Origin of the sequence: Nocardiopsis protaetiae (assembly GCF_045446735.1) — a bacterium.
In the GTDB taxonomy this organism is placed as follows: Bacteria; Actinomycetota; Actinomycetes; order Streptosporangiales; family Streptosporangiaceae; genus Nocardiopsis; species Nocardiopsis protaetiae.
In genome coordinates this window covers 1-20875 of sequence record NZ_JBJJBV010000068.1, presented here as the reverse complement: position 1 = coordinate 20875, position 20875 = coordinate 1, and the positions used below count along the sequence as shown (strand labels likewise).

The 20875-nt window shown below is 73.2% G+C and carries 16 protein-coding genes; 9 read left to right on the top strand and 7 right to left on the bottom strand.

Translation table 11 applies throughout. From position 1 onward, the window contains the following. Positions 1 to 116: 116 nt before the first annotated feature. Positions 117 to 1325: a M14 family metallopeptidase gene (locus tag ACJOT3_RS13085; RefSeq protein ID WP_406972372.1), complete on the bottom strand. Its 1209-nt coding sequence runs from the start codon at positions 1323 to 1325 to the stop codon at positions 117 to 119. A 368-nt stretch (positions 1326 to 1693) separates the two neighbouring features. On the opposite strand from ACJOT3_RS13085, the gene relB reads away from it, so the two are divergent. Beyond that, positions 1694 to 1918 (top strand): type II toxin-antitoxin system RelB family antitoxin, encoded by a 225-nt coding sequence (gene relB, locus ACJOT3_RS13080; RefSeq protein ID WP_406972354.1) that lies wholly within the window; start codon positions 1694 to 1696, stop codon positions 1916 to 1918. Continuing rightward, entirely contained in the window at positions 1902 to 2174 is a 273-nt protein-coding gene (locus ACJOT3_RS13075) for a type II toxin-antitoxin system RelE family toxin (protein ID WP_406972352.1), read from the top strand. The genes relB and ACJOT3_RS13075 overlap by 17 nt, the downstream gene beginning before the upstream one ends. Here the strand turns inward: ACJOT3_RS13075 and ACJOT3_RS13070 are convergent. Beyond that, positions 2162 to 5497, bottom strand: coding sequence for an AfsR/SARP family transcriptional regulator (locus ACJOT3_RS13070; protein WP_406972350.1), 3336 nt, complete (start codon positions 5495 to 5497; stop codon positions 2162 to 2164). The genes ACJOT3_RS13075 and ACJOT3_RS13070 overlap by 13 nt on opposite strands. 165 nt (positions 5498 to 5662) lie before the next feature. Here ACJOT3_RS13070 and ACJOT3_RS13065 point away from each other — a divergent pair, with 165 nt between their 5' ends. Together ACJOT3_RS13065 and leuA are read left to right on the top strand one after the other, a co-directional pair. Then, positions 5663 to 6730 carry an alkene reductase gene (locus tag ACJOT3_RS13065; protein ID WP_406972348.1) on the top strand — a complete coding sequence of 356 codons (1068 nt, stop codon included), beginning with the start codon at positions 5663 to 5665 and terminating at the stop codon, positions 6728 to 6730. Between the two features lie 588 nt (positions 6731 to 7318). Further along, positions 7319 to 9019 carry a 2-isopropylmalate synthase gene (gene leuA / locus ACJOT3_RS13060; RefSeq protein ID WP_406972346.1) on the top strand — a complete coding sequence of 567 codons (1701 nt, stop codon included), beginning with the start codon at positions 7319 to 7321 and terminating at the stop codon, positions 9017 to 9019. A 67-nt stretch (positions 9020 to 9086) separates the two neighbouring features. Here the strand turns inward: leuA and ACJOT3_RS13055 are convergent, their stop codons facing one another. Further along, complete coding sequence (locus tag ACJOT3_RS13055) at positions 9087 to 9800, bottom strand: DUF2625 family protein (RefSeq protein WP_406972344.1); 714 nt, start codon at positions 9798 to 9800, stop codon at positions 9087 to 9089. 122 nt (positions 9801 to 9922) lie between these two features. Here ACJOT3_RS13055 and ACJOT3_RS13050 point away from each other — a divergent pair, with 122 nt between their 5' ends. After that, positions 9923 to 12130 (top strand): hypothetical protein, encoded by a 2208-nt coding sequence (locus tag ACJOT3_RS13050; protein WP_406972342.1) that lies wholly within the window; start codon positions 9923 to 9925, stop codon positions 12128 to 12130. A 467-nt stretch (positions 12131 to 12597) separates the two neighbouring features. Here the strand turns inward: ACJOT3_RS13050 and ACJOT3_RS13045 are convergent, their stop codons facing one another. After that, entirely contained in the window at positions 12598 to 13377 is a 780-nt protein-coding gene (locus ACJOT3_RS13045) for a CAP domain-containing protein (protein WP_406972370.1), read from the bottom strand. Between the two features lie 413 nt (positions 13378 to 13790). On the opposite strand from ACJOT3_RS13045, the gene recO reads away from it, so the two are divergent. The 4 genes from recO to ACJOT3_RS13025 all read left to right on the top strand — a co-directional run bounded on the left by recO (position 13791) and on the right by ACJOT3_RS13025 (position 17062). After that, complete coding sequence (gene recO / locus ACJOT3_RS13040) at positions 13791 to 14522, top strand: DNA repair protein RecO (protein WP_406972340.1); 732 nt, start codon at positions 13791 to 13793, stop codon at positions 14520 to 14522. Then, complete coding sequence (locus tag ACJOT3_RS13035) at positions 14519 to 15349, top strand: isoprenyl transferase (protein WP_406972338.1); 831 nt, start codon at positions 14519 to 14521, stop codon at positions 15347 to 15349. The genes recO and ACJOT3_RS13035 overlap by 4 nt, the downstream gene beginning before the upstream one ends. Beyond that, positions 15349 to 16137, top strand: a complete 789-nt coding sequence (locus ACJOT3_RS13030) for an SGNH/GDSL hydrolase family protein (protein ID WP_406972336.1) — start codon at positions 15349 to 15351, stop codon at positions 16135 to 16137. The genes ACJOT3_RS13035 and ACJOT3_RS13030 overlap by 1 nt, the downstream gene beginning before the upstream one ends. Positions 16138 to 16243: 106 nt before the next feature. After that, entirely contained in the window at positions 16244 to 17062 is an 819-nt protein-coding gene (locus ACJOT3_RS13025; RefSeq protein ID WP_406972334.1) for an SGNH/GDSL hydrolase family protein, read from the top strand. Positions 17063 to 18911: 1849 nt separating this feature from the next. Here the strand turns inward: ACJOT3_RS13025 and ACJOT3_RS13020 are convergent. From ACJOT3_RS13020 to ACJOT3_RS13010, 3 genes are all read right to left on the bottom strand, one after another. After that, positions 18912 to 19748 carry a maleylpyruvate isomerase family mycothiol-dependent enzyme gene (locus ACJOT3_RS13020; RefSeq protein ID WP_406972332.1) on the bottom strand — a complete coding sequence of 279 codons (837 nt, stop codon included), beginning with the start codon at positions 19746 to 19748 and terminating at the stop codon, positions 18912 to 18914. A gap of 62 nt (positions 19749 to 19810) precedes the next feature. Continuing rightward, on the bottom strand, positions 19811 to 20197 hold the full coding sequence (locus ACJOT3_RS13015; RefSeq protein ID WP_406972330.1) for a Fur family transcriptional regulator: 387 nt from the start codon (positions 20195 to 20197) through the stop codon (positions 19811 to 19813). Between the two features lie 16 nt (positions 20198 to 20213). Then, positions 20214 to 20875 (bottom strand): metal ABC transporter permease (locus ACJOT3_RS13010; RefSeq protein WP_406972328.1); only part of this gene is annotated, 662 nt, incomplete at its 5' end.

Sequence of the window (20875 nt, the reverse complement as noted above, 5' to 3'; positions counted from 1 at the left end):
GGAACTCTCCTGCACCCTCTGGTCCGCGGTGAACAACGGCCCCTCCCCCTGCGGCCGGCTCAGGGGGAGGGGCCGTCCACGTGTTCTCGGCGGGGCGGGAACAGGCGGGGCGGCGGTCAGCCGCAGTAGGCCTCCTCCTCACCGATGATCCGGTACGGGCAGTCGGCGTAGTCGAGCAGCCGCAGCACGGCCTCCCGGTTGCGCGCGGTCTCCCGCTCGATCACCGAGGAGGGCGGGTAGAAGCCGCCGTCCCAGGCCGAGCGCGGGTACATCTCGTACGTGAAGTTCACGATGCGCTGGTCGCCCCACAGCCAGTCGTTGATGGACCCGTCGGTGATGTACAGGTCGCTGGACTGCTGGGGCGTGTACCCGTTGGCGTCGGCCATGTGGGTGCCCAGCGCCGCGTGGGTGTCGTACTCCTCGCGGGTCATCCCGGGGGCGACCTCGTCGTAGGTGTAGCCGAACGGCCACAGGATGAGCTCGCTGTAGGTGTGGAAGTCGATGGCGGCGGTGATCTGCTGCTCGCCGCCGACCACCCGGCTCCGCACGAAGTCGGCGATGACCTGCACCTCGGGGGCCGACTCGGGGGCCGGGCCGCGGTAGGTGATGCTGCTCGGGCTGCCGGAGGAGCCGCCGCAGCAGCCCCAGTTGTAGTCCCAGTTGCGGTTGAGGTCGGTGCCGACCGCCGAGGTCCCGGAGTTGGGCTGGCGGTTCTTGCGCCAGTCCCGCCAGGTGCTGCCGGCCATGTCGTACTCGGAGCCGTCCGGGTTGACGTTGGGGACGATCCAGATCTCGCGCTCGTCGACCAGCCCGGTGACGCGCTCGTCGGTGCCGTACCCGTCGGTGAGCAGGTCCAGCAGGTACACGGCCATCTCGACGGTCAGGTGCTCGCGGGCGTGCTGGGAGTGCGTGAACAGCACCTCGGGCTCGTCCTCGTCGGTCGCCGCGTTGTCGCTGATCTTGACCGCGATGATGTCGCGGCCCTCGTGCGAGGTGCCGATGACGGAGGAGGCGGCCAGGTCGGGGTGGTCGGCGACCACCTTGTCGACGAAGTCCAGCAGCTCGGGGTAGGTGGTGTAGCCGGGATCGGGGTTGGCGAACGGCTCGGGGACCTCCAGCACCTCCACCCCGAAGCCGAGCGCGGCGATCCGGGCCGCGTCGTCGGGGGTGGCGGTGACCAGGACCTCGTCGGCCGCCACCTGGTCGATGGCGGCGCCGGTCGAGGCGATGGCGGTGCGGTCCTGCGGGGTGCTCGCGCCGTCCACGACGTACAGGTCGTACTCGGGTTCGGCGGTGGCGCTCCCGGCGGCCAGGGTGCCGAGCATGAGGGCGGCGACGGTCAGGGGGACGAGGGTGCGGCGGACGCCCGAGGGGATGCGGGCGCGCCGGGGGGACGGGAAACGGGTGGTCTCCACGGGATGCCTCCGTGAGCGGGGGTGAGGCGATCGGACACGGTGGCGACATTGCAGAAGAGATCACCACGTTCTGTCAACATTCATGATCTCTGAGTCATATGTGGATGTTTGCCGCAGAAGTCGACGAACCCCACGTCGCGCCCGCTGTACTCGCCCCACCCGCCGCAGGTACCCCGTCCCCACCTGGCCGCATCCGGCCACCCGCCCACCGCGGCTGAGGCTGAGGAGCACATGGGAAGCAAGGAGCTATACTTGTATAGCAACTATGGAGGTGGCGCATGCTGGCACTCAGACTCCCGGCGGAGATCGAGGAAAGACTCGAAGCGCTGGCCAAGGAGACCGGTCGGTCCAAGAGCTTCTACGCTCGCGAGGCGATCGTCGCCCATTTGGACGAACTCGAAGAGATCTACCTGGCCGAGCGGCGCCTCGAAGACCTGCGTGCGGGCCGCAGCGGCACCGTCCCCCTCTCGGAAGTGATCGCAGAACATGACCCGGAGGGTTGAGCTCCACGATGACGCCCAACGGGAGCTGCGCAAGCTGGATCCCCAGGCGGTGAGGCGCGTCCTCCGCTTTCTGAGCGAACGGATCGAGGGGACCTCGGACCCGCGTGAGCTCGGTGAGGCGTTGAAGGGCAACCGGCTCGGTGACCTGTGGCGTTATCGGGTGGGGGACTACCGCATCATCGCCGATGTCCAGGACGACGTGGTCGTCGTCCTGGCGCTCCACGTGAGGCATCGGCGGGAGGTCTACCGGGGCTGAGGCTGGGGGACGGGGGAGAGGGCCTCGGTGATGGCGGCCTCGGGGGGCAGGGCGCGGCCCGCGGTGCGGGCGGCGTCGACGGCGTCGGCGCCCAGGAGGTCGCGGGCGGCGGACAGGGCACGGTCCACGTCGAAGCGCTCGGCCTCGGGCATCGGCACCCCCGTCCCCTCGCGCAGGCGTTCGGCGGCGCCCACCAGCCGGGCCGCGGCGGCGCCGTCGCCCGCCAGGGCGGCCGCGCCGGCCAGGCCCTCCAGGGCCTGGGCCACCGCGCGGGGGTCGCCGGTCTGACGCGCGTAGCCCAGCCCCTTGAGGTGCAGGTCGCGGGCGGCCCGGGCGTCGCCGCGCTGCTCGGCCACGAACCCCAGTTCGGCCAGCGCGAACGCCAGTCCCGGCCGGTAGCCGTCCTGGCGGTGGATCTCCAGCACCTCGTTCAGGTACTCCTCGGCCAGGTCCAGGTCGCCCCGGCGGCGGGCGGCCATCCCCAGCCCGCCCACGCTGAACCGCCGCCCCGCCCGGAACGCCTGCTCGCCGGCGATGCGCAGGGCCCGCAGGTTGTCGGCGTCGGAGGCGGCCAGGTCGCCGTTGAGCAGGTGGATGCGGGCCAGTCGGCCCAGCTCGTCCACGACCGTCGGCCACAGCCCCAGGCGTTCGGCCAGCCCCAGGGCGAGGCGGTGGCGGTGCGCGGCCTCGGCGTAGGAGCCCTCGATGCCCGCGATCACCCCCAGCAGGCTGTTCGCCCGGGCGGTCCCCCACGGCTCGCCGGTGCGGGTGAACAGCGCCAGGCTCCGGTCGGCGTCGCGCCGGGCCGCCCGCAGCTCGCTGCGGCGCAGCGCCCGCCACCCGCGCAGGTGCAGGGAGAACGCCGTCCACCACGGCTCGCCGGTCGCCTCGAACACCCGCAGCGCCATCGCCAGCCGGTCGTCGACCGCCGGGTCCTCCCCCCGGCCCAGGTCGGCGAAGGACGTCATGAACACCAGCAGGGCCTCGGCCCGCGCCCGCGCCCGCGGGTCGGGCAGGCGCTCGGCCAGCCGCACCGCCTCGTGGGCGGACTCGGCCAGGGAGTCCGGCATCGCGCCCTCGGCCGTCCGGGCGCACTCGGTGGCCCCCAGCGCGGAGTGCCACAGCAGGGCCTCGGCCCGGTCGGTGGGATCGGCGGCGTCGGCCGCCCCCGGCGCCTCCAGCGCCCGGGACAGCAGCCGGTACCCCTCCCGGTACCGGCCGATCAGGTACCAGAACCAGCCGTGCCGGGCGGCGATGCGCAGCGCGACCTCCGGGTGGTCGCGCTCCACGGACCACTCGATCGCCGTGCGCACGTCGACCGCCCGCACACCGGCCTCCGACGGGTCCAGGTCGAGGGTGAAATCACCCGCCTCCCCGTGCCCGGGACCCCTGGCGATGTGCCGCGCGTACTCGCATCGCGCGTTCTCCTCCTCGCCCGAGGCCGTCAACTTCTGGGCGGCGTAGGCGCGGATGGTCTCCAGCAGCCGGTAGTGGTCGCCGCCGTGGTCCACCACCACCAGGGAGCGGTCCACCAGCCCGGCCAGGATCCCGGCCACGTCGGCCTCGGCCACCCCGCGGTCGGGGGCGGCGGCGATCGCCTCGGCGGTCTCCAGGGTGAACCGGCAGGCCGGAACGGACAGGCGGCCCAGCACCACGCGCTCGGGTTCGGACAGCAGCTGCCAGCTCCAGTCCACGGTCTCCCACAGGGTGCGCCTGCGGTCGTACCCGCCCGCGCCCAGCACCCGGAACCGGTCGTGCAGCCGCTCGGCCAGCCGGTGCACCCCCAGGGAGCGGACGCGGGCGGCGGCCAGCTCCAGGGCCAGGGGCAGGCCGTCGAGGTGGCGGCAGACGGCGTCGACCGCCTCGGCGTTCGAGGCGTCCACCGCGAACCCGGGCACCGAGGCGGCCGCCCGGTGGACGAACAGCACGGCGGCGTCGGAGGCGGCCACCTGCTCGGGGGAGGTGCCCGCGGGCAGCGCCAGCGGCTCGACCTGGTGCAGGTGCTCGCCGGGCAGCCCCAGGGGTTCGCGGCTGGTGGCCAGGACCCGCAGCCCCGGGGCGGCCCCCAGCAGGCGGGTGACCAGGTCGGCCACCGGGCCGGCCAGGTGCTCGCAGTTGTCCAGGACCAGCAGGGCCGGGCCAGAGCCCAGGGACTCGGCGACGCGGGCGACGGTGGGCCGGGCCGCACGCGTCGCCTCGTCGCGCAGGCCCAGCACGGCGGCGACCTCGTCGACCACCCCGTCGGCGGCGTCGCCCTCGCGGGAGGACAGCTCCACGAACCAGGCCGGGCCGAACCGGCCTCCGGCCCGGGCCGCCGCGGCCAGGGCCATGGAGGTCTTGCCGACCCCGCCGGGGCCGGTCAGGGTGACCAGCCGGGTGCGGGACAGCTCCTCCTCCACCTTGGCGACGCACTCCTCGCGTCCCACCAGATCGGTCAGGGGGGCGGGCACCGAACCCCGGGGCGGGGCGGCGGGTGTCGCGGGGGCGGCCGGGGCCGCGGGGGCGGACTCCGGCGGGGGAGCCATGATGTGCGGGTGGTGGGCGGGCGCCACCGGTGCGGCGGGCGCGGCGGGAGCCGGGTCCAGCCCGGGGGCCTGGGCGAGGATGTCCGCGTGCAGTCGGGTGATCTCCGGGCCCGGGTCCACGCCGAGTTCTTCGGCCAGCAGTTCCCGCAGCCCGCGGTGGCTCTCCAGGGCCTCGCCCTGGCGGCCCGCCCGGTACAGGGCGAGCATGTGCGCCGCCCGCAGCCGCTCCCGGGCCGGGTGCACGCGCACCAGCTCGCCGAGCTCCGCGACCAGTTCGGGGCCCTCGCCCAGTTCCAGCCGGGCCCGGGCGCGGTCCTCCAGCGCCGCCAGGCGCATCTCCTCCCAGCGGGCCAGCGGCGCCGCGGCGAAGCCCGCGTCCGCGTGGTCGGCCAGGGCCGGGCCGCGCCACTGCTCCAGCGCCTCGCCCAGCAGCCGCACCCGCTCCGCGGGGCCACCGCCGCGGGCCCGGGACACCAGGGCCTCGAACCTCCCCGCGTCCACGGCGTCGGCGTCCACCCGCAGCCGGTAGCCCGAGGGGCCCGACTGCACCCGCGACCGGAAGCCCGCCTCGCCGCGCTCCAGGGCGCCGCGCAGCCGGGACACCGCGGTCTGCACGGCGCCGGCCGGGTCGGGCGGCGGGGCGTCCCAGAGTTCGTGGACCAGCCGGTCGGCCGAGACGGCCTCGCCGCGGTGGACGAGCAGCAGCGTCAGCAGGGCGCGCACCTTGGCCCCCGGTACCCGTACGGACGAACCCCCGTCGGTCCACACGGCCAGCGGCCCCAGTACCCCGAATCGCATACCGGAGAGCCTATACGCGCCGATCCGGGCGTTTCACTCCCGGTGAGACCGGGGTCACGACAGCGGACGGACAGCGCGCGGCAAGGGGGCGGACGGCGCCCGGGCCTAGCTTCGGAACGTTCCCGGGGGCGGACGCCCCCGACCCGTGACACCCGGAGGAAAACCGTGAGCGACTCCCTGTTCCAGCCGGTCAAGGTCGGCCGGTACGAGGCCGCCAACCGCCTGTTCATGGCCCCGATGACCCGGTCGCGCTGCTACGTCGCGGGCCGTCCGGACGCGCTCGTCGCCGAGTACTACGGGCAGCGCGCCTCCTCCGGCCTCATCATCACCGAGGGCATCCAGCCCAACGTCCGCGGCCAGGGCTACATCAACACCCCGGGCCTGCACGACGCCGACCAGGTGGAGGCCTGGAAGCCGGTCACCGACGCCGTCCACGCGCGCGGCTCGCTGATTTTCGCCCAGATCATGCACACCGGCCGGATCGGCCACCCGTCCCTGTACCCGGACGGCGGCCTGCCGGTGGGCCCGTCCCCGATCGTCTCGGGCCAGGAGCTGTTCGACGGCGAGAAGACGGTGCCGCACCCGCAGCCGCGGGAGCTGACCGTCGCGGAGATCCACGAGATCGTCGACGACTTCGCCGCCGCGGCCCGCAACGCGGTCGAGGCCGGGTTCGACGGTGTGGAGATCCACGGCGCCAACGGCTACCTGGTCCACCAGTTCCTCGCCGACGGCTCCAACCGGCGCACCGACGAGTACGGCGGCGACGCCGTGCGCCGCTCCCGGTTCGCGATCGAGGTGGTGGACGCCATCGCCGACACGATCGGCGCCGACCGCACCGCCCTGCGCGTCTCGCCGGAGAACGTCTACAACGGCATGTCCGACAGCGACCCGGCCGCGCAGTACACGGCCCTGCTGGAGGGGCTGCGCCACCGCTCCGACCTGGCCTTCCTGCACACCACCCAGATCGGCGGCGCCGAGCTCACCCCGCTGGTCCGCCGCCTGTGGGAGGGCACCCTGGTGGTGAACCCGGCGACCGGCCTGGACCTGTCCGGCGTCGACGCGGCCCTGGCGAACGGCGCCGACGCCGTCGCCCTGGGCTCGGCCTGGCTCGCCAACCCGGACCTGGACGAGCGCCTGCGCTCGGGCGCCGACCTCAACGCGCCCGACGCCGCCACCTTCTACGGCGGCGACCACACCGGCTACACCGACTACCCCCACCTCGCCAACGCCTGACCGGCGCCGCCCGGACACGTCCGGGACACCGCCCGGACCCTCGACCGCGAGGGTCCGGGCGTCGGCGCGCAAGCGGTGCGGGAGCGTCGTGGGAAAAGAGAAATCCCGCCGGGGGACCGGCGCGACCGTCGGGCGCGGCTTACGTGTGAACGGCGCGGAGCGACGGTGGCCTCGGGTGTTGGCCGCACCCTGGATCCCCCGGCGGGACTCGAACGACCCCCCTAGCACTGAAGGGTTCCCCCCAATGGTACAGACCTTTGCTCGATATCTCGATGCCGAGGTATCGGTTGTCTCGAAATCGAGATGACACAGGAGGGACATCGGGACGACACGGGCGGAACGGGACTGGTCGCGGACGGCGGCGCGTTGCAGAAGGCGCAGGTCACGTGACACGCGTCCCAGCATGTGGACGGGGAGTACCAGTATTTCCGGGCGCTCTGCTAGCGTGGGCCCATCATGCTGTGCGAGCTGCTCCTTCTTAGCGGCCGCGGCGGGGGTCGTTAGTACAGGTCGGCTCCCTCGCCGCGGGGCTTCGGCTTGTCCACGGTCGACCATTGACCACGCCGCGAATCCCGAGGAGCCACCGCAATGGTGCCCCAGCAGCAGCCGTCCCCCATGCCGTTCCAGCGCTACACGCCGTTCGTGTCGGTCGATCTGCCCGACCGCACCTGGCCGTCCAAGACCATCACCGAGGCGCCCCGGTGGCTGTCCACCGACCTGCGCGACGGCAACCAGGCCCTGATCGAGCCGATGGACCCCGACCGCAAGCGCGAGATGTTCGCGCTGCTGGTCAAGATGGGCTACAAGGAGATCGAGGTAGGCTTCCCGGCCGCCAGCCAGACCGACTTCGACTTCGTGCGCTCCCTGATCGAGGACGACCTGATCCCCGACGACGTCCAGATCTCGGTCCTGACCCAGGCCCGCGAGGACCTGATCGAGCGCACCGTGCAGAGCCTGGTCGGCGCCAAGCGCTCCACCGTCCACCTGTACAACGCCACCGCGCCCACCTTCCGCCGCGTGGTCTTCAAGGTGGACCGCGAGGCCTGCAAGGCCATCGCCGTCGAGGGCACCCGCCACGTCATGCGCTTCGCCGAGCAGTACCTGGGCGACACCGAGTACTTCGGCTACGAGTACTCGCCCGAGATCTTCATCGACACCGAGATCGACTTCGCCCTGGAGGTCTGCGAGGCGGTCATGGACGTGTGGAACCCCGGGCCGGGCCGGGAGATCATCCTGAACCTGCCCGCCACCGTCGAGCGCTCCACCCCCAACGTCTACGCCGACCAGATCGAGTGGATGAGCCGCAACCTGTCGCGGCGCGAACACGTGGTCGTCTCCGTGCACCCGCACAACGACCGCGGCACCGGGGTGGCCTCCGCCGAACTGGCCGTCATGGCCGGCGCCGACCGCGTCGAGGGCTGCCTGTTCGGCCACGGCGAGCGCACCGGCAACGTCTGCCTGGTCACCCTGGGCCTGAACCTGTTCAGCCAGGGCGTCGACCCCAAGATCGACTTCTCGGACATCGACGAGATCCGCCGCACCGTCGAGCACTGCACCCAGCTGCCCGTCGCCCCCCGCCACCCCTACGGCGGCGACCTGGTGTACACCGCCTTCTCCGGCTCCCACCAGGACGCCATCAAGAAGGGCTTCACCGCCCTGGAGGCCGACGCCGTGGCCGCCGGGGTCCCGGTGGAGGAGTACGGCTGGGACGTGCCCTACCTGCCCATCGACCCCAAGGACGTCGGCCGCAACTACGAGGCCGTCATCCGGGTCAACAGCCAGTCCGGCAAGGGCGGCGTCTCCTACATCATGCAGCGCGACCACTCGCTGGACCTGCCGCGCCGCCTGCAGATCGAGTTCTCCCAGGTCATCCAGAAGTTCACCGACGCCGAGGGCGGCGAGTTCTCGGGCGAGCGCATCTGGGAGATCTTCTCCGGCACCTACCTGCGCGAGGACGGCCCCGTCGCCGTGCTGGCGCACCGCTCCTCCACCGACGCCGAGGGCACCTACCGGATCGAGGCCGACGCCCGCGTCAACGGCGAGATCCGCGAGCTGGTCGGCACCGGCAACGGACCGATCTCCGCGTTCTGCGACGCCCTGACCGACGTCGACGTCAAGGTGCGGGTCATGGACTACGTGGAGCACTCCATGGGAGGCGACGGCGACGCGCGCGCCGCCGCGTACGTGGAGGCCGAGATCGAAGGCCGCGTGGTGTGGGGCGTGGGCATCCACAGCAGCATCACCACCGCCTCGCTGCGCGCCCTGTGCAGCGCCATCGGCCGCGCCTGACCACGGGAACACGAGAGGGGCCCGCGGCACCGCCGCGGGCCCCTCGCCCGTTTCCGGGTCCGGAGAGTCAGAGCGTCCCGAACGGCCCCGGGTCCGGCCCGCCCGCCAGGGTGGCGAACTCCCGGTTCAGCCCCGCCAGCTCGGCCATCGGCACCGGCCGCCGCCGCACCGCCGCCGGGTCCGCGGCGGCCTCCCGCGTCCACAGGAACGGCGCCGCCGCCAGCCCCCGGTCCGGGGCCAGCCCCGCCACCTCCCCGCGCCACCCCGGCCAGCGCAGGTCGGCGTAGAAGTTCTCCAGGTTGTGCTCCTCCAGCATCCACAGCAGCCACGAGGAGTAGGCGGCCTCCAGCGGCTCCCACTTGAGGGAGTCCGGCGCGAAGTACACCATCTCCCCGGGCTGCCCCGGATACCGGTCGTCCTCGCAGGCCGGACCGTTGAGCGCGAACACCCCGCCCAGGACGTCGTGCCCCACGACCAGGTGTGCCGGGGGACCGTGCACCACCGCCGCGCTCAGGTCGTTGACCTCGCCCAGCCCGGGCAGCACCGCCCCGCCGCCCCCGTACACGCGCAGCCAGCCGTCGTCCACCAGCAGGCCGCCGCTCTCCAGCGCCATCGCGCCCAGGAACGACCGCGCCGTCACCTGCAACCGGTGCAGGCAGGTCCGCCCCCGCTCGGGGTCGCCGGGCAGCACCCGCACCGGGACCCCGGCCTCCGCCAGGTGTGCGGAGACCACCGGCCACCCGGGCCGCTTCACGTCGATCAGCTCACTGAGCTCGCGCACCCGTACCCTCCACCGATCTGTTCGCCGCGGTGCCGCTCACCCTAGTACCGCCCCCGGACACCCCGCCCGGCGACCCGAAAATCCCTGGCGACGGGGATTCCCGCGATGGGACCATTCCCGGCATGGCGCACACCGAGATCATCCAGCGGACCCTGCGGGTCCCCCTTCCCGCGGCCGAACCCGGCGACGGTACCACCGCGGTGCGGCGGCTGGACGCCGCGCTGCTGTCCCTCGGGTTCGCGCTCACCGCCGACCTGCGCACCCGCCTGGAAGGGCTGGCCCCCGACGCGGTGCTGCGCACCGCCGTCCCCCTGCTCGCCGCCGTCCGCGGACTCGTCGGCGCCGACGCCGAGCACAACGTGTACTTCACCGACTTCCCCGAGAACGTCCCCGACACCGTGGAGTTCTGGCTGGAGTGCCTGGTCTCCGCGGTCACCGACCCGGCCCACCGGGACGCGGTGGCCCCGGGCCCCGGCGGCCTGGACCTGCTCTCCCTGCCCGCCTACGGCCGCCTTCAGCACACCTACGCCGAACTCGCGGCCGTCCGCGACGCGTTCGTCGCCGGGGCGAAGGACCGGTGGACCCTGCTGCACCCCGGCGGCACGGTCGAGGAGGAGACCCGCCGGCTCTACACCGACCTGGCCGGGTCCACGGTGCCGCTCGCCGACGCCGACCGCGACCTGCTGGGCCGCCTGGCCGCCTCCTGCCCCGACCACGAGCCGCCCGCGATCCCCGTCCGGGAGAACCGCGCCGTGGTCAACGCCGCCCGGGTCCGCGCCGGCGCCCTCCCGGTGGTGGACACCGTCACCGACGTGCTGCGCCTGGCCCAGGCCCTGTCCGACGGCGACCCCACCCTGGTGGCGCCCCAGCGCCTGCGCTCCTTCACCCGGCGCGAACGCCGCCTGCTGCTCACCGCGCTGGACGGCGTCGCCGCCGACCCCGGAAAGCTGGCCGACGTGGGCCGCCGGGTCCAGGGCTGGAAGCGCCTGGGGGAGGGGCTGCACCCGCACGAGTACCCGGCGCTGCGCCACGCCCGCGACGTGTTCGCGGTGGCCCGGGGCGACAGGCGCGTGCACACCCTGGCCGCCCGGGTGGAGGCCGCGTTCGGCGCCGGTGACGTTCCGGCCGCCGTCCACCTGCTGGCCGGGGCGCCCGGAACCCTGGTCCGGTCCCTGGACCGGATCATGGTCGCGGGCGGCCCCGCCGTCACCGACCTGCTGGTGGAGCGCCTGAACGCGGTCGGCCACCGGGTGGCGGGCCGGGTGCTGGCCTCGGCCCGCGAACAGCTCGCCAACCGGAGCCTGCCCGGCTCGGTGCGGCTGTTCGCCAACGAGACCGCCCGCGGCTGGACCGTCCCCGACACCCGGCCGCCGCTGCCCGAGGCCGACACGGCCGCGGTGACCGCCGCACTGGACGCGCTGATCGCCCGCCGCCTGCCCGACGTCGACCTGCTGCTGGTCGACCCGGCGGTGCGGGACGTGGCGGTCCCGCGCTCGGGCCGCGGAACCTCCAAGGGGCTGGGCGTGCTGCCGCGCGGCAGCGTCACGCCGGTGGAGGGGGAGCGGCTGCGCTTCTTCGTGCACTGGGTCCAGGGCGAGCGGACCACCGACCTGGACCTGTCGGTGATGCTGCTCGGCGAGGACTTCGCGCCCGTCGGGCAGGTCTCCTGGACCAACCTCAAGGGGACCGGGGCCGTGCACTCCGGAGACCTGGTGGAGGCCCCGGCGCCCGGCGGCGCCACCGAGATGATCGACCTGGAACTCGCCGCGCTGGACCCGAAGGTGCGGTACGTGGTGCCCCAGGTGCTGGTGTACACCGGCGACCGGTTCACCTTCCTGCCCGAGGCGTTCTTCGGCTACATGTCGCTGGACGGTGTGCAGCGGGGGATGCCGTTCGAGCCGCGCACCGTCCGGGTCCGCTCCGACCTGGAGGGGGAGTCGCGGGTGCTGGTGCCGCTGGCCTTCGCCCGGGGGGAGGACGGCACCTGGTCGGCCCGCTGGACGCACCTGTTCCTGGCGGCGGACGAGCAGTTCAACCGGGTCGAGGAGACCGGGGTCCCGGGGAGCCTGCTGGCCCGCGGGGTGCTGTCGCGCCGGTACCTGACCGTGGGCGACCTGGTCGACCTGATGGCCGAACGCGGTGTCCGGGTGCGCGAGGCGGGCCCGCTCACGGAGGCGGAGACGGAGGGGCTGGAGAAGGAGACGCTGCGGGTCGGCTACCTCGGCACGGAGCGCCCGGAGGGGCTGCCGGAGGGGGTGGAGGCGATCACCCTGCCGACGCTGGCCGCGCTGCTTCCGGACACCGGTCCCGAACCGGAGCCGGTGTCCTGAAAACCCGGTGACGCCGCTCTGCCCCGGCCGCTAGGCTGCGGGCAGGGCGGCACTCGGATCGGCTTCCTTCTCTTTTTCTCTCTTAAAGAAAACCGCAGCCGGTCCACTCCCCGCCCCTCTGGCCGGGCTCATCGCGGGTCCGGCCGGGGCGGCACCGCGGCGACTTCCTTCTCATTCTCGGACCCAGTCGTCGCACTCCCCGCCCACGCAGTACCCGAGGCACCGGGGGCGCTTCCTTCTCAACCCTCTGCGAGGGCTCCACTGTTAATGGTTCAGCGCTCCCACTCTCCTCATGTCCCGGCACCGCGAAAGAGGTCTGTCGCCGAAGGCGTCCGTTGAGGGTGGTGGAGGGCGACGGGCGGGCTTCCTTCTACGTAACCCACGTCTTCAGCCGTCGCACTCTCCGGGCCTTGCACGACGAAGGGCCGCACCCCACGGGTGCGGCCCTTCGCCGTATGCGTGGGGGGCTACTCCCAGCCGAACTTCTGCGTCCAGGCGTTGCCGGACTCGCCGACACCGATCGCCACCAGCCCGCAGTTCAGGATGTTGTTGCGGTGGCCCTCACTGTTCATCCAGGCGTCCATGACCTGGGCGGCGCTGGTCTGCCCCTTGGCGACGTTCTCGGCGCCCCAGGCGGTGTACCCGTGGCGGCGGGCCCGCTCGCCGGGGCCCTCGCCCTCGGGGCTCTGGTGGGCCATGTAGTCGCGCCGGTTCATGTCCTCGCTGTGCTCCTGCGCGGCGGCGGTCAGCCGCGAGTCCACACGCAGCGCGCCGCATCCGGCGTCGGCGCGTTCGGCGTTGACCAGGCGCACGACCTCGTCGGTGACCCCGGCGGCGGCACCCGTGCCGCCACCGCCCCCACCGGAGCCGCCCGAGCCCCCGGAACCGCCGGATCCACTGCTGCCGCCGGAGCCGCCCGAGCCGCCGCCGGCGCTCTCGCCGCGGTCGCCGTCCGAACCCCCGCCCTCGGAGTCCTCGGGGGAGGACGAGGCGGTGACGTCGGCGCTCTGCGGCTCGGTGTCCCCGGACGGGGTGCGCTCCTGGGCCGGTGCGTCGGGGGCGACGAAGAAGTCCGGGTCCTCGGAGGCGTCGGGGACCGGCGGCGCCTCGGTGCTGATCGAGGAGGCCTGGCCGCCCTCGGGCAGCGCAGAGCCGTCCGCGGTGTTGCGGAACGGGTTCATCTCGTCACCGGCACCGGTGATGAGCAGGGTTCCGGCCAGGGTCAGGCCCACCGGCACCGCCGCCAGCGTCACGACGAGGGGTATCGGCCGCCTGCGCTGGGAGCGCCGGGTGCTGGCCCGTCGTTTTCCTCGACGACCACGCGCCATTATCGCTCTCCTCCGGTATGTGCGGGATTCGGGTGCAATCGGACCCCGCCTGAGGCGGGGTTCGTACCCTCGGGCGGTTCTGGGCTCGCCCATGGCCACGTGAGATCTCGGTGGCCCGCCGTGGGGGTACCGCGTCTTCCGCGTGGCGGCGCCGGGGGTGCCGCGGGGGAAGGGCGGCGGTTCCGGCGCATCACATCTAGCGCGTGAGAGTAGACCAAATATCGCAAAAAGGGAATCCAAAACGTGATCAACCAGGTCAAGGGGGTGCGCGTCCGGCGCATGCGGACCATCCCGGCGCGAGGACGGTCACCGGTATCCGCGACAATGGGGGAGTGAGCCTCTACCGTGACGAGGGCGTCGTCCTGCGCAATCAGAAGCTGGGCGAGGCCGACCGCATCATCACCCTGCTGACCAGGCGACACGGCCTGGTCCGGGCGGTGGGCAAGGGGGTGCGGCGCACCCGGTCGCGGTTCGGCGCCCGGCTGGAGCCCTGCACCCACGTCGACCTGCAACTGCACACCGGACGGACCCTGGACGTCGTCACCCAGGCCGAGACCGTCCGCGCCTACGGCGAGGCGATCGTCGCCGACTACTCCCGGTACACCGCCGCCACCGCGATGCTGGAGACGGCCGAAAAGGTCGTCGCCGTGGAGAAGGACCCGGCCCTGCGCCAGTTCCTCCTGCTCCTGGGCGCACTGCGTACCCTGGGCGAGGGCGTGCACGACGCCCGGCTGGTCCTGGACGCCTACCTGCTGCGCTCCCTGGCCGTGGCCGGGTACGCCCCGGCACTGTCCGAGTGCGCCCGCTGCGGCGACCGCGGAGAGCACCGTTCGTTCGCGATCCACGCGGGCGGGACGGTGTGCTCGGTGTGCCGCCCGCACGGCAGCGTGCACCCCTCGGCCGAGACCGTCCGCCTCATGTCGTCCCTGCTCGGGGGCGACTGGCCGACGGCGGACGCCAGCGACCCCAGGCACCGCACCGAGTGCAGCGGCCTGGTCGCGGCGTACCTACAGTGGCACCTGGAAAACGGAATCCGATCACTGCGCCATGTGGAGCGTTCTTGAGTCTGTTCAGTTTCGACACCGGCAACCGGCGGGAGTACACCGCGCCCGTCCCGCACGAGAGCGGGGCGCGCCCTCCCGAACTGCCCGCCGACCTGGTGCCCCGACACGTGGCCGTGGTCATGGACGGCAACGGCCGCTGGGCCAAGCAGCGCGGCCTGCCGCGCACCGACGGCCACAAGGCCGGTGAGGCGTCCCTCTTCGACGTCATCGAGGGCGCCCTGGAACTGGGCATCCCCAACCTGTCGGCGTACGCCTTCTCCACCGAGAACTGGAAGCGCTCGCCGGAGGAGGTGCGCTTCCTCATGGGCTTCAACCGCGACGTCATCCGCCGCCGCCGTGACGAACTGCACGCCCGCGGGGTGCGGGTCACCTGGGCGGGCCGCTCCGGCATGCTCTGGAAGAGCGTCATCAAGGAGCTGCGCGACGCCGAGGAGATGACCCGCGACAACACCGCGCTCACCCTCCAGTTCTGTGTGAACTACGGCGGCCAGGCCGAGATCGTCGACGCCGTGCGCACGCTGGCGCGCCGGGCCGCGGCGGGGGAGATCTCCCCGGACAAGATCACCGAGGACACGATCTCCCGGCACCTCTATTCACCCGAAGTCCCCCCGGTGGACCTGTTCGTGCGCTCCTCGGGCGAGCAGCGGCTGTCCAACTTCCTGCTGTGGCAGTCGGCCTACGCCGAGTTCGTCTTCCTGGAGACGCTCTGGCCCGACTTCGACCGCCGCGACCTGTGGCGGGCCTGTGAGATCTACGCGCGCCGGGACCGCCGCTACGGCGGCGCCGAACCGAACCCGGTGGCCGCGCCCGAAGAGAAGGGGAAATAATGCCGGACGAGCCTCTCTTGCGCCCGGGCATGTCGCTGGTGTCGATCGGCGACAGCTTCACCGAGGGGGTGGGCGACCCCTACCCGGACGGCTCGGGCTTCCGCGGCTGGGCGGACCGGACCGCCGAGCACCTGGCCGACCACCTGGGGGAGATCCGGTACGCCAACCTCGCGGTGCGCGGCAAGCTGATGCGCCAGATCGTCACCGACCAGCTGCCCCCGGCCCTGGAGATGGCCCCGGACCTGGTCACCCTGTGCGCGGGCGGCAACGACCTGCTGCGCCCGGCTGGCGACCCGGAGCGGATGGCCAGGATTCTGGACAACACCGTGTCCCGGCTGCGCGCCAACGGGTCTCAGGTCATTCTCTTCACCGGCGTGAACATCGCCTCGGGCTACATGCGCGGCACCATCGGCCTGTTCGCCCGCTACTACCTGAACGTCCGCTCGATCGCCGACCGCCACGGCTGCCTCCTCGTGGACCAGTGGTCGATGGACGTGCTGACCGACGCCCGCGCCTGGGACGCCGACCGGCTGCACATGTCCTCGGAGGGCCACCGCCGCCTGGCGCTGCGCGTGTGCGAGGTCCTGGGCGTCCCGGTCGCCGAGCGCTGGGACGAGCCCTGGCCCGCAGCCGGTCCGGTGCGCCGCGCCGAGGCGCTCAAGGAGGACCTGGCCTGGGTCAAGGAGTCGCTGGGCCCGTGGATCGGCCGCCGCCTGACCGGCCGCTCCTCCGGTGACACCGTCACCGCCAAGCGTCCGGAGCTGACGCCCCTCACCAAGGAGCGCTGAAACAGCGTCCCGAAGCCGCCCACAGGTGTGACGTCACGCTCAAAACCCGAAAAAGCGGAAACCTACTGTCGCGTAACCATGGCGTGGAGCTGCATGATCACTTACTATGAGCGGCTTTGGGACGAACGACCTCACCAAGAAGGACATCCTGTCCTACGTGGCCCTCGGTGACAGCTTCACCGAGGGCATGAGCGACCCCTACCCCGACAGCGACAGCGTGCCCAACGGCCGCTACCGCGGCTGGGCGGACCGGGTGGCCGAGCACCTCGCCGACCACGTCGGCGAGGTCCGCTACGCCAACCTGGCGGTCCGCGGCCGGCTGATCGGGCAGATCGTCGACGAGCAGCTGCCCCGCGCCGTCGAACTCTCCCCCGACCTCATCACCATCTGCGCCGGCGGCAACGACATCATCCGCCCGGGCTCGGACCCCGACGCGGTGGCCGCCATCTTCGCCGAGGCCATCGCCGAGCTGTCCCGCACCGGCGCGCGCATCGTGATCTTCACCGGCTTCGACACCAACTGGCAGCCGGTCATGCGCCACATGCGCGGCAAGATCGCCACCTACAACATGCACATGCGCGCGGTCGCCGACCGCTACGGCTGCGACGTGGTGGACGTGTGGAGCATGCGGATCTTCGACGACCCGCGGGCCTGGAACTGGGACCGCCTCCACCTGTCCCCGGAGGGCCACCGCCGCCTGGCGCTGCGCGTGTGCGAGGTGCTGGGCGTCCCGGTCGAGGGCGACTGGAACGAGCCGTGGCCGCCCGCCGAGCCCCGCGACTGGCGCGCCGCCCGCCAGGAGGACCTGCACTGGGCCCGCGAGTTCCTGGTCCCGTGGATCCACCGCCGCCTGACCGGCCGCTCCTCCGGCGACGGCGTCACCCCCAAACGCCCGGCCCTGGAACCCCTCCGCCGCGACCACTGACCCGGGGGCGGGCCGCCGCCCCTGGTGAGGACGCCTGCCTCCGGTGAGGACGCCCGCCCTTCCTGGAGCCCTCACCACAGCCGGAGGGCATCGTGCCTCCCCGCCGCAGGGGGTGACGGCGGCGGGAGGCCTCCGGCCCCGGCCTCAGGGGGTTGCCCGCCTGCTTGGGTCGGCGGTCGGGTGCCCGCATGTTCTGTTAACGCTGTGTGTGGCGAAGGCCCGCTGTCCGGGACCCCGGCACAGTCCGAAGAAGGGATCGGTTCCTCCCATTCCAGGGGGTCGGCGGAGGCGTTACCTCTGTCCTGGGGGGTGCCCACCCGACCCGGAAGCCTCAGCCCCGGCCGGAGGGCATCGTGCCTCCCCCGCCGCAGGGGGTGACGGCCGCGGGAGGCCTCCGGCCCCGGCCCCGGGGGGTGTTGGTAGAGCGGGACGGGGCACCGGCCCCTGGGGGTGAGACAGCAAGAGCAGGTTTCCAGAACGGCAACCATCTGCGGAGGGCGGTGTAGGGGGCCGGTCTCGGTCGCGTTGGTCTCCACGGGTCACCGTTTGGGAACGTACAGACCCGGGCTGGGCGCGGAGCCGTCCCCACGGTACGAGGTCCGGCAGACCAGCAGGTGTACGCGTTGGATGCACGTCCGGGGTGGTGGGGGTGTTTTTTCGGGGACGGGTCGGGGCACAGCGCACATCCCCGGCCACACAGGTCCACGGAAAGACGCTCCGCTTGGAAACCCGCGGTTGCGCAGACCTCGCTTGAAAGCCCGACCACAGACGGGGTAACCCCCGCCTCCATTGCCTTCCCCGGACACAGGGGGTGTCGGGAGGAGAAACCACGACCCGCGCTCCAGGGGGTGACGGTCGCGGACACCCGCGGCCCCGGCCCCAGACCGGAAGGTGAACCGCGACCCGCGCTCTAGGGGGTGACGGCCGCGGTTACCTGCTGCGCCCGGACCCTGGGGGTGTGGGGAGGAAGGACCGGGACCTGCGCCGCTGGGGGTGGAGGCCGCAGATATTCTCCGGCCCCGCCCCCCCGGGGGGCGGGAGGTGGGACCGCCACCGGTACCGGCGGCAGTGTGGCTGCGGTCACCCCTTGTGGCCGGGGAGGGCAGTGGCGGCGGGGTTTCGCCCCCTGGAGTGCAGGTCCCGGTTCTTCCTCCCGACACCCTCTGTGGTTGGGGAGGGCACTGAGGGCGGGGGTTACTGCGTCTGTGGTCGGGCTTTCAAGCGAGGTCTGTGCAACCGCGGGTTTGCAGTCGGAGCGTCTTTCCGTGGACCTGTGTGGTCGGGGATGTGCGCTGTGCCCCGACCCGTCCCCGGAAAACACCCCCATCACCGGGGACGTGAGTCCAACGCGTACGTCTTTTTGGTCTGCCGGGCGTCGTGACGTGGGGACGGCTCCGCGCCCAGCCCGGGTCTGTACGTTCCCAAGGGGTGACCCGTGGAGACCAACGCGACCGAGAGCGGTCTCCGCACACCGCCCTCCGCAGATGGCGGGCGTTTGGGAAACCTGCTCTTGCTGCCTCACCCCCTGCGGCCGGGGTCGAGTCCCGCTCTACCGACACCCCCTGGGGTCGGGGCGGGAGGCCTCGTGCGGCCGTCACTCCCTGCGGCGGGGGAGGCACAACGCCCTCCGGCTGGGGCTGAGGACTCCAGGAGGGGACGGGCTGTGGCTGAGGGCCCCAGGAAGGCGGAAACCCCCTGGGGTCGGGGCGGGAGGCCTCGTGCGGCCGTCACTCCCTGCGGCGGGGGAGGCACAACGCACTCCGGCCGGGGCTGAGGGCCCCAGGAGGGAACGGGGTTGTGGCCAAGACCTCGGGGAAGGTGGGAGACCCCCCGGGGGCGGACGGCGGCCTCAGCGCAGGATCGACACGATCCGGCAGCAGGCGGCCGCCAGCCCCCGGTCACCGGTGAGGACGCCCCGCCGGGCGGCCTCCTGCGGCTCGATCATCCGGGTGCACATCCGCCAGGCCGTGTCGGCGTCGAGCCGCACGGCCGCGTCGGCCCCGGCCCCCTCCGACGGGTCGTGCACCCAGCCCCCGTCGGTGCGCACCGCCGTCCACGTCCCGCCCGCGGGGCCCTCCACCTCCACGCGCGCCCGGGTCCCGGGTTCGGCCGCGACGTCGCGCAGCGTGTGCGGCAGGGCGCGCAGGAACGTGTCCAGCACCGGCCCGGCCGCCTGCGGCCCCAGGTCGGCGGGCAGCCCCGCGGCCAGCCGGATCTGCTGCCGGTGGGTCCAGTACTCGGTGAACTCGCGGGCGCAGTCGAACCAGGTCGGCGCCGGGTCCACCCCGGCCCAGTCCACGCTGATCGAGGGGGCGTGCAGGTCCGCGTCGCGCCACAGGTCGGCGATCCACCGGCCGGTCACCTCCAGGGTGTCGGCCAGGGCGGCGGGGCTGATCCGCCGGGTGCCCTCCACCCACAGGGCGTTCTCCCGGTGCACGAGCCGCGCGATCGTCTCCCCGGGCGCGAGGCCCGGCCCCGGCCGGTACCCGTCGCGGCGCCCGGCCAGCCGCCCGTAGTCGTCGCCCAGCAGGTGGGCGGCCAGGTCCCGCGCGCTCCAGCCGGGCACCGCCTCGGCCGCCCACTGCTCGGGTGTCAGGGAGCGCAGCAGGGACACCAGTGCGGCCCGCTCCGCGGCGAACCGGGAGCGGACGTCGATCACGGGCCCCAACAGGGGGTGGTCGTCCATGGCGTCGTCTCTCGAACGGGGGCCGCCCGCGGGCGGCCCCGGGGCCTCAGGCCCTCGTCCCCTCAGGCGCCCCGGGAGCAGGACGCGCAGGTCCCGAAGATCTCCACGCTGTGCGTGACACCGGTGAACCCGTGCGCCTCGCCCATCTCGGCGGCCCAGCGCTCCACGGCCGGGCCCTCCACCTCCACGGCGGTCGAGCACACCCGGCACACCAGATGGTGGTGGTGGCTCTCGCTGCCGCAAGCCCGGTAGACGGCCTCGCCGTCGTCGGTGCGCAGCACGTCGATCTCACCGGAGTCACTCAGCGCCTGCAACGCCCGGTAGACGGTGGTCAGGCCGATCTTGGAACCCTCGGCGCGCAGATCCGCGTACAGGTCCTGGGCACTACGGAAACCGCTGGACGCGTTCAGCGCCCGACGGACCGCCTCACGTCGTGTCGTCGTACTCAACGGCTCACCCTCCCCCTCAACGGCCCATCCTCGCCGGATCACTCCCCGGACCACTCCCGGGCATCGTACCGGCCGCCGCGGTGGCGGTCGGTGGCCGGGTGTTCGCGGAGCGGTGCCCCGAGGCCCGGCGCAGCACCCCGCCCACGCCCACCGCCACCACGAAGACGGCCAGGGCCAGCAGCACGATCGTGGCCCCGGGAGCCAGGTCGGCGTAGAACGCGGCGCTCAGCCCGCCCACCGAGGACAGCAGCCCGATCACCACGGCCAGCGACATCGTCACCCGGAAACTGCGGGTGAGCTGCTGGGCGGCGACCACCGGCACGATCATCAGGGCGCTCACCATGAGCAGCCCCACCACCCGCATCGCGATCACCACCGTCAACGCCGCGGTGACCGCCAGCAGCACGCTCAGGAAGCGCACCGGGAGCCCGTGCGCCCGCGCCACCTCCTCGTCCTGGCACAGCACGAACAGCTCGCGGCCGAACACCGCCACCACCGCCGCCACGCCCAGCGCCAGCACCCCGACGACCCACAGGTCCTCTTCGCTCACGGTGCTCACCGAACCGAACAGGAACCCGGTCAGCGTGGCGTTGCCCGCGCCCGGGGTGAGCCCGATGAGGAGCACCCCACCCGCGATGCCGCCGTAGAACAGCAGGGCCAGGGCCACGTCGCCGCTGG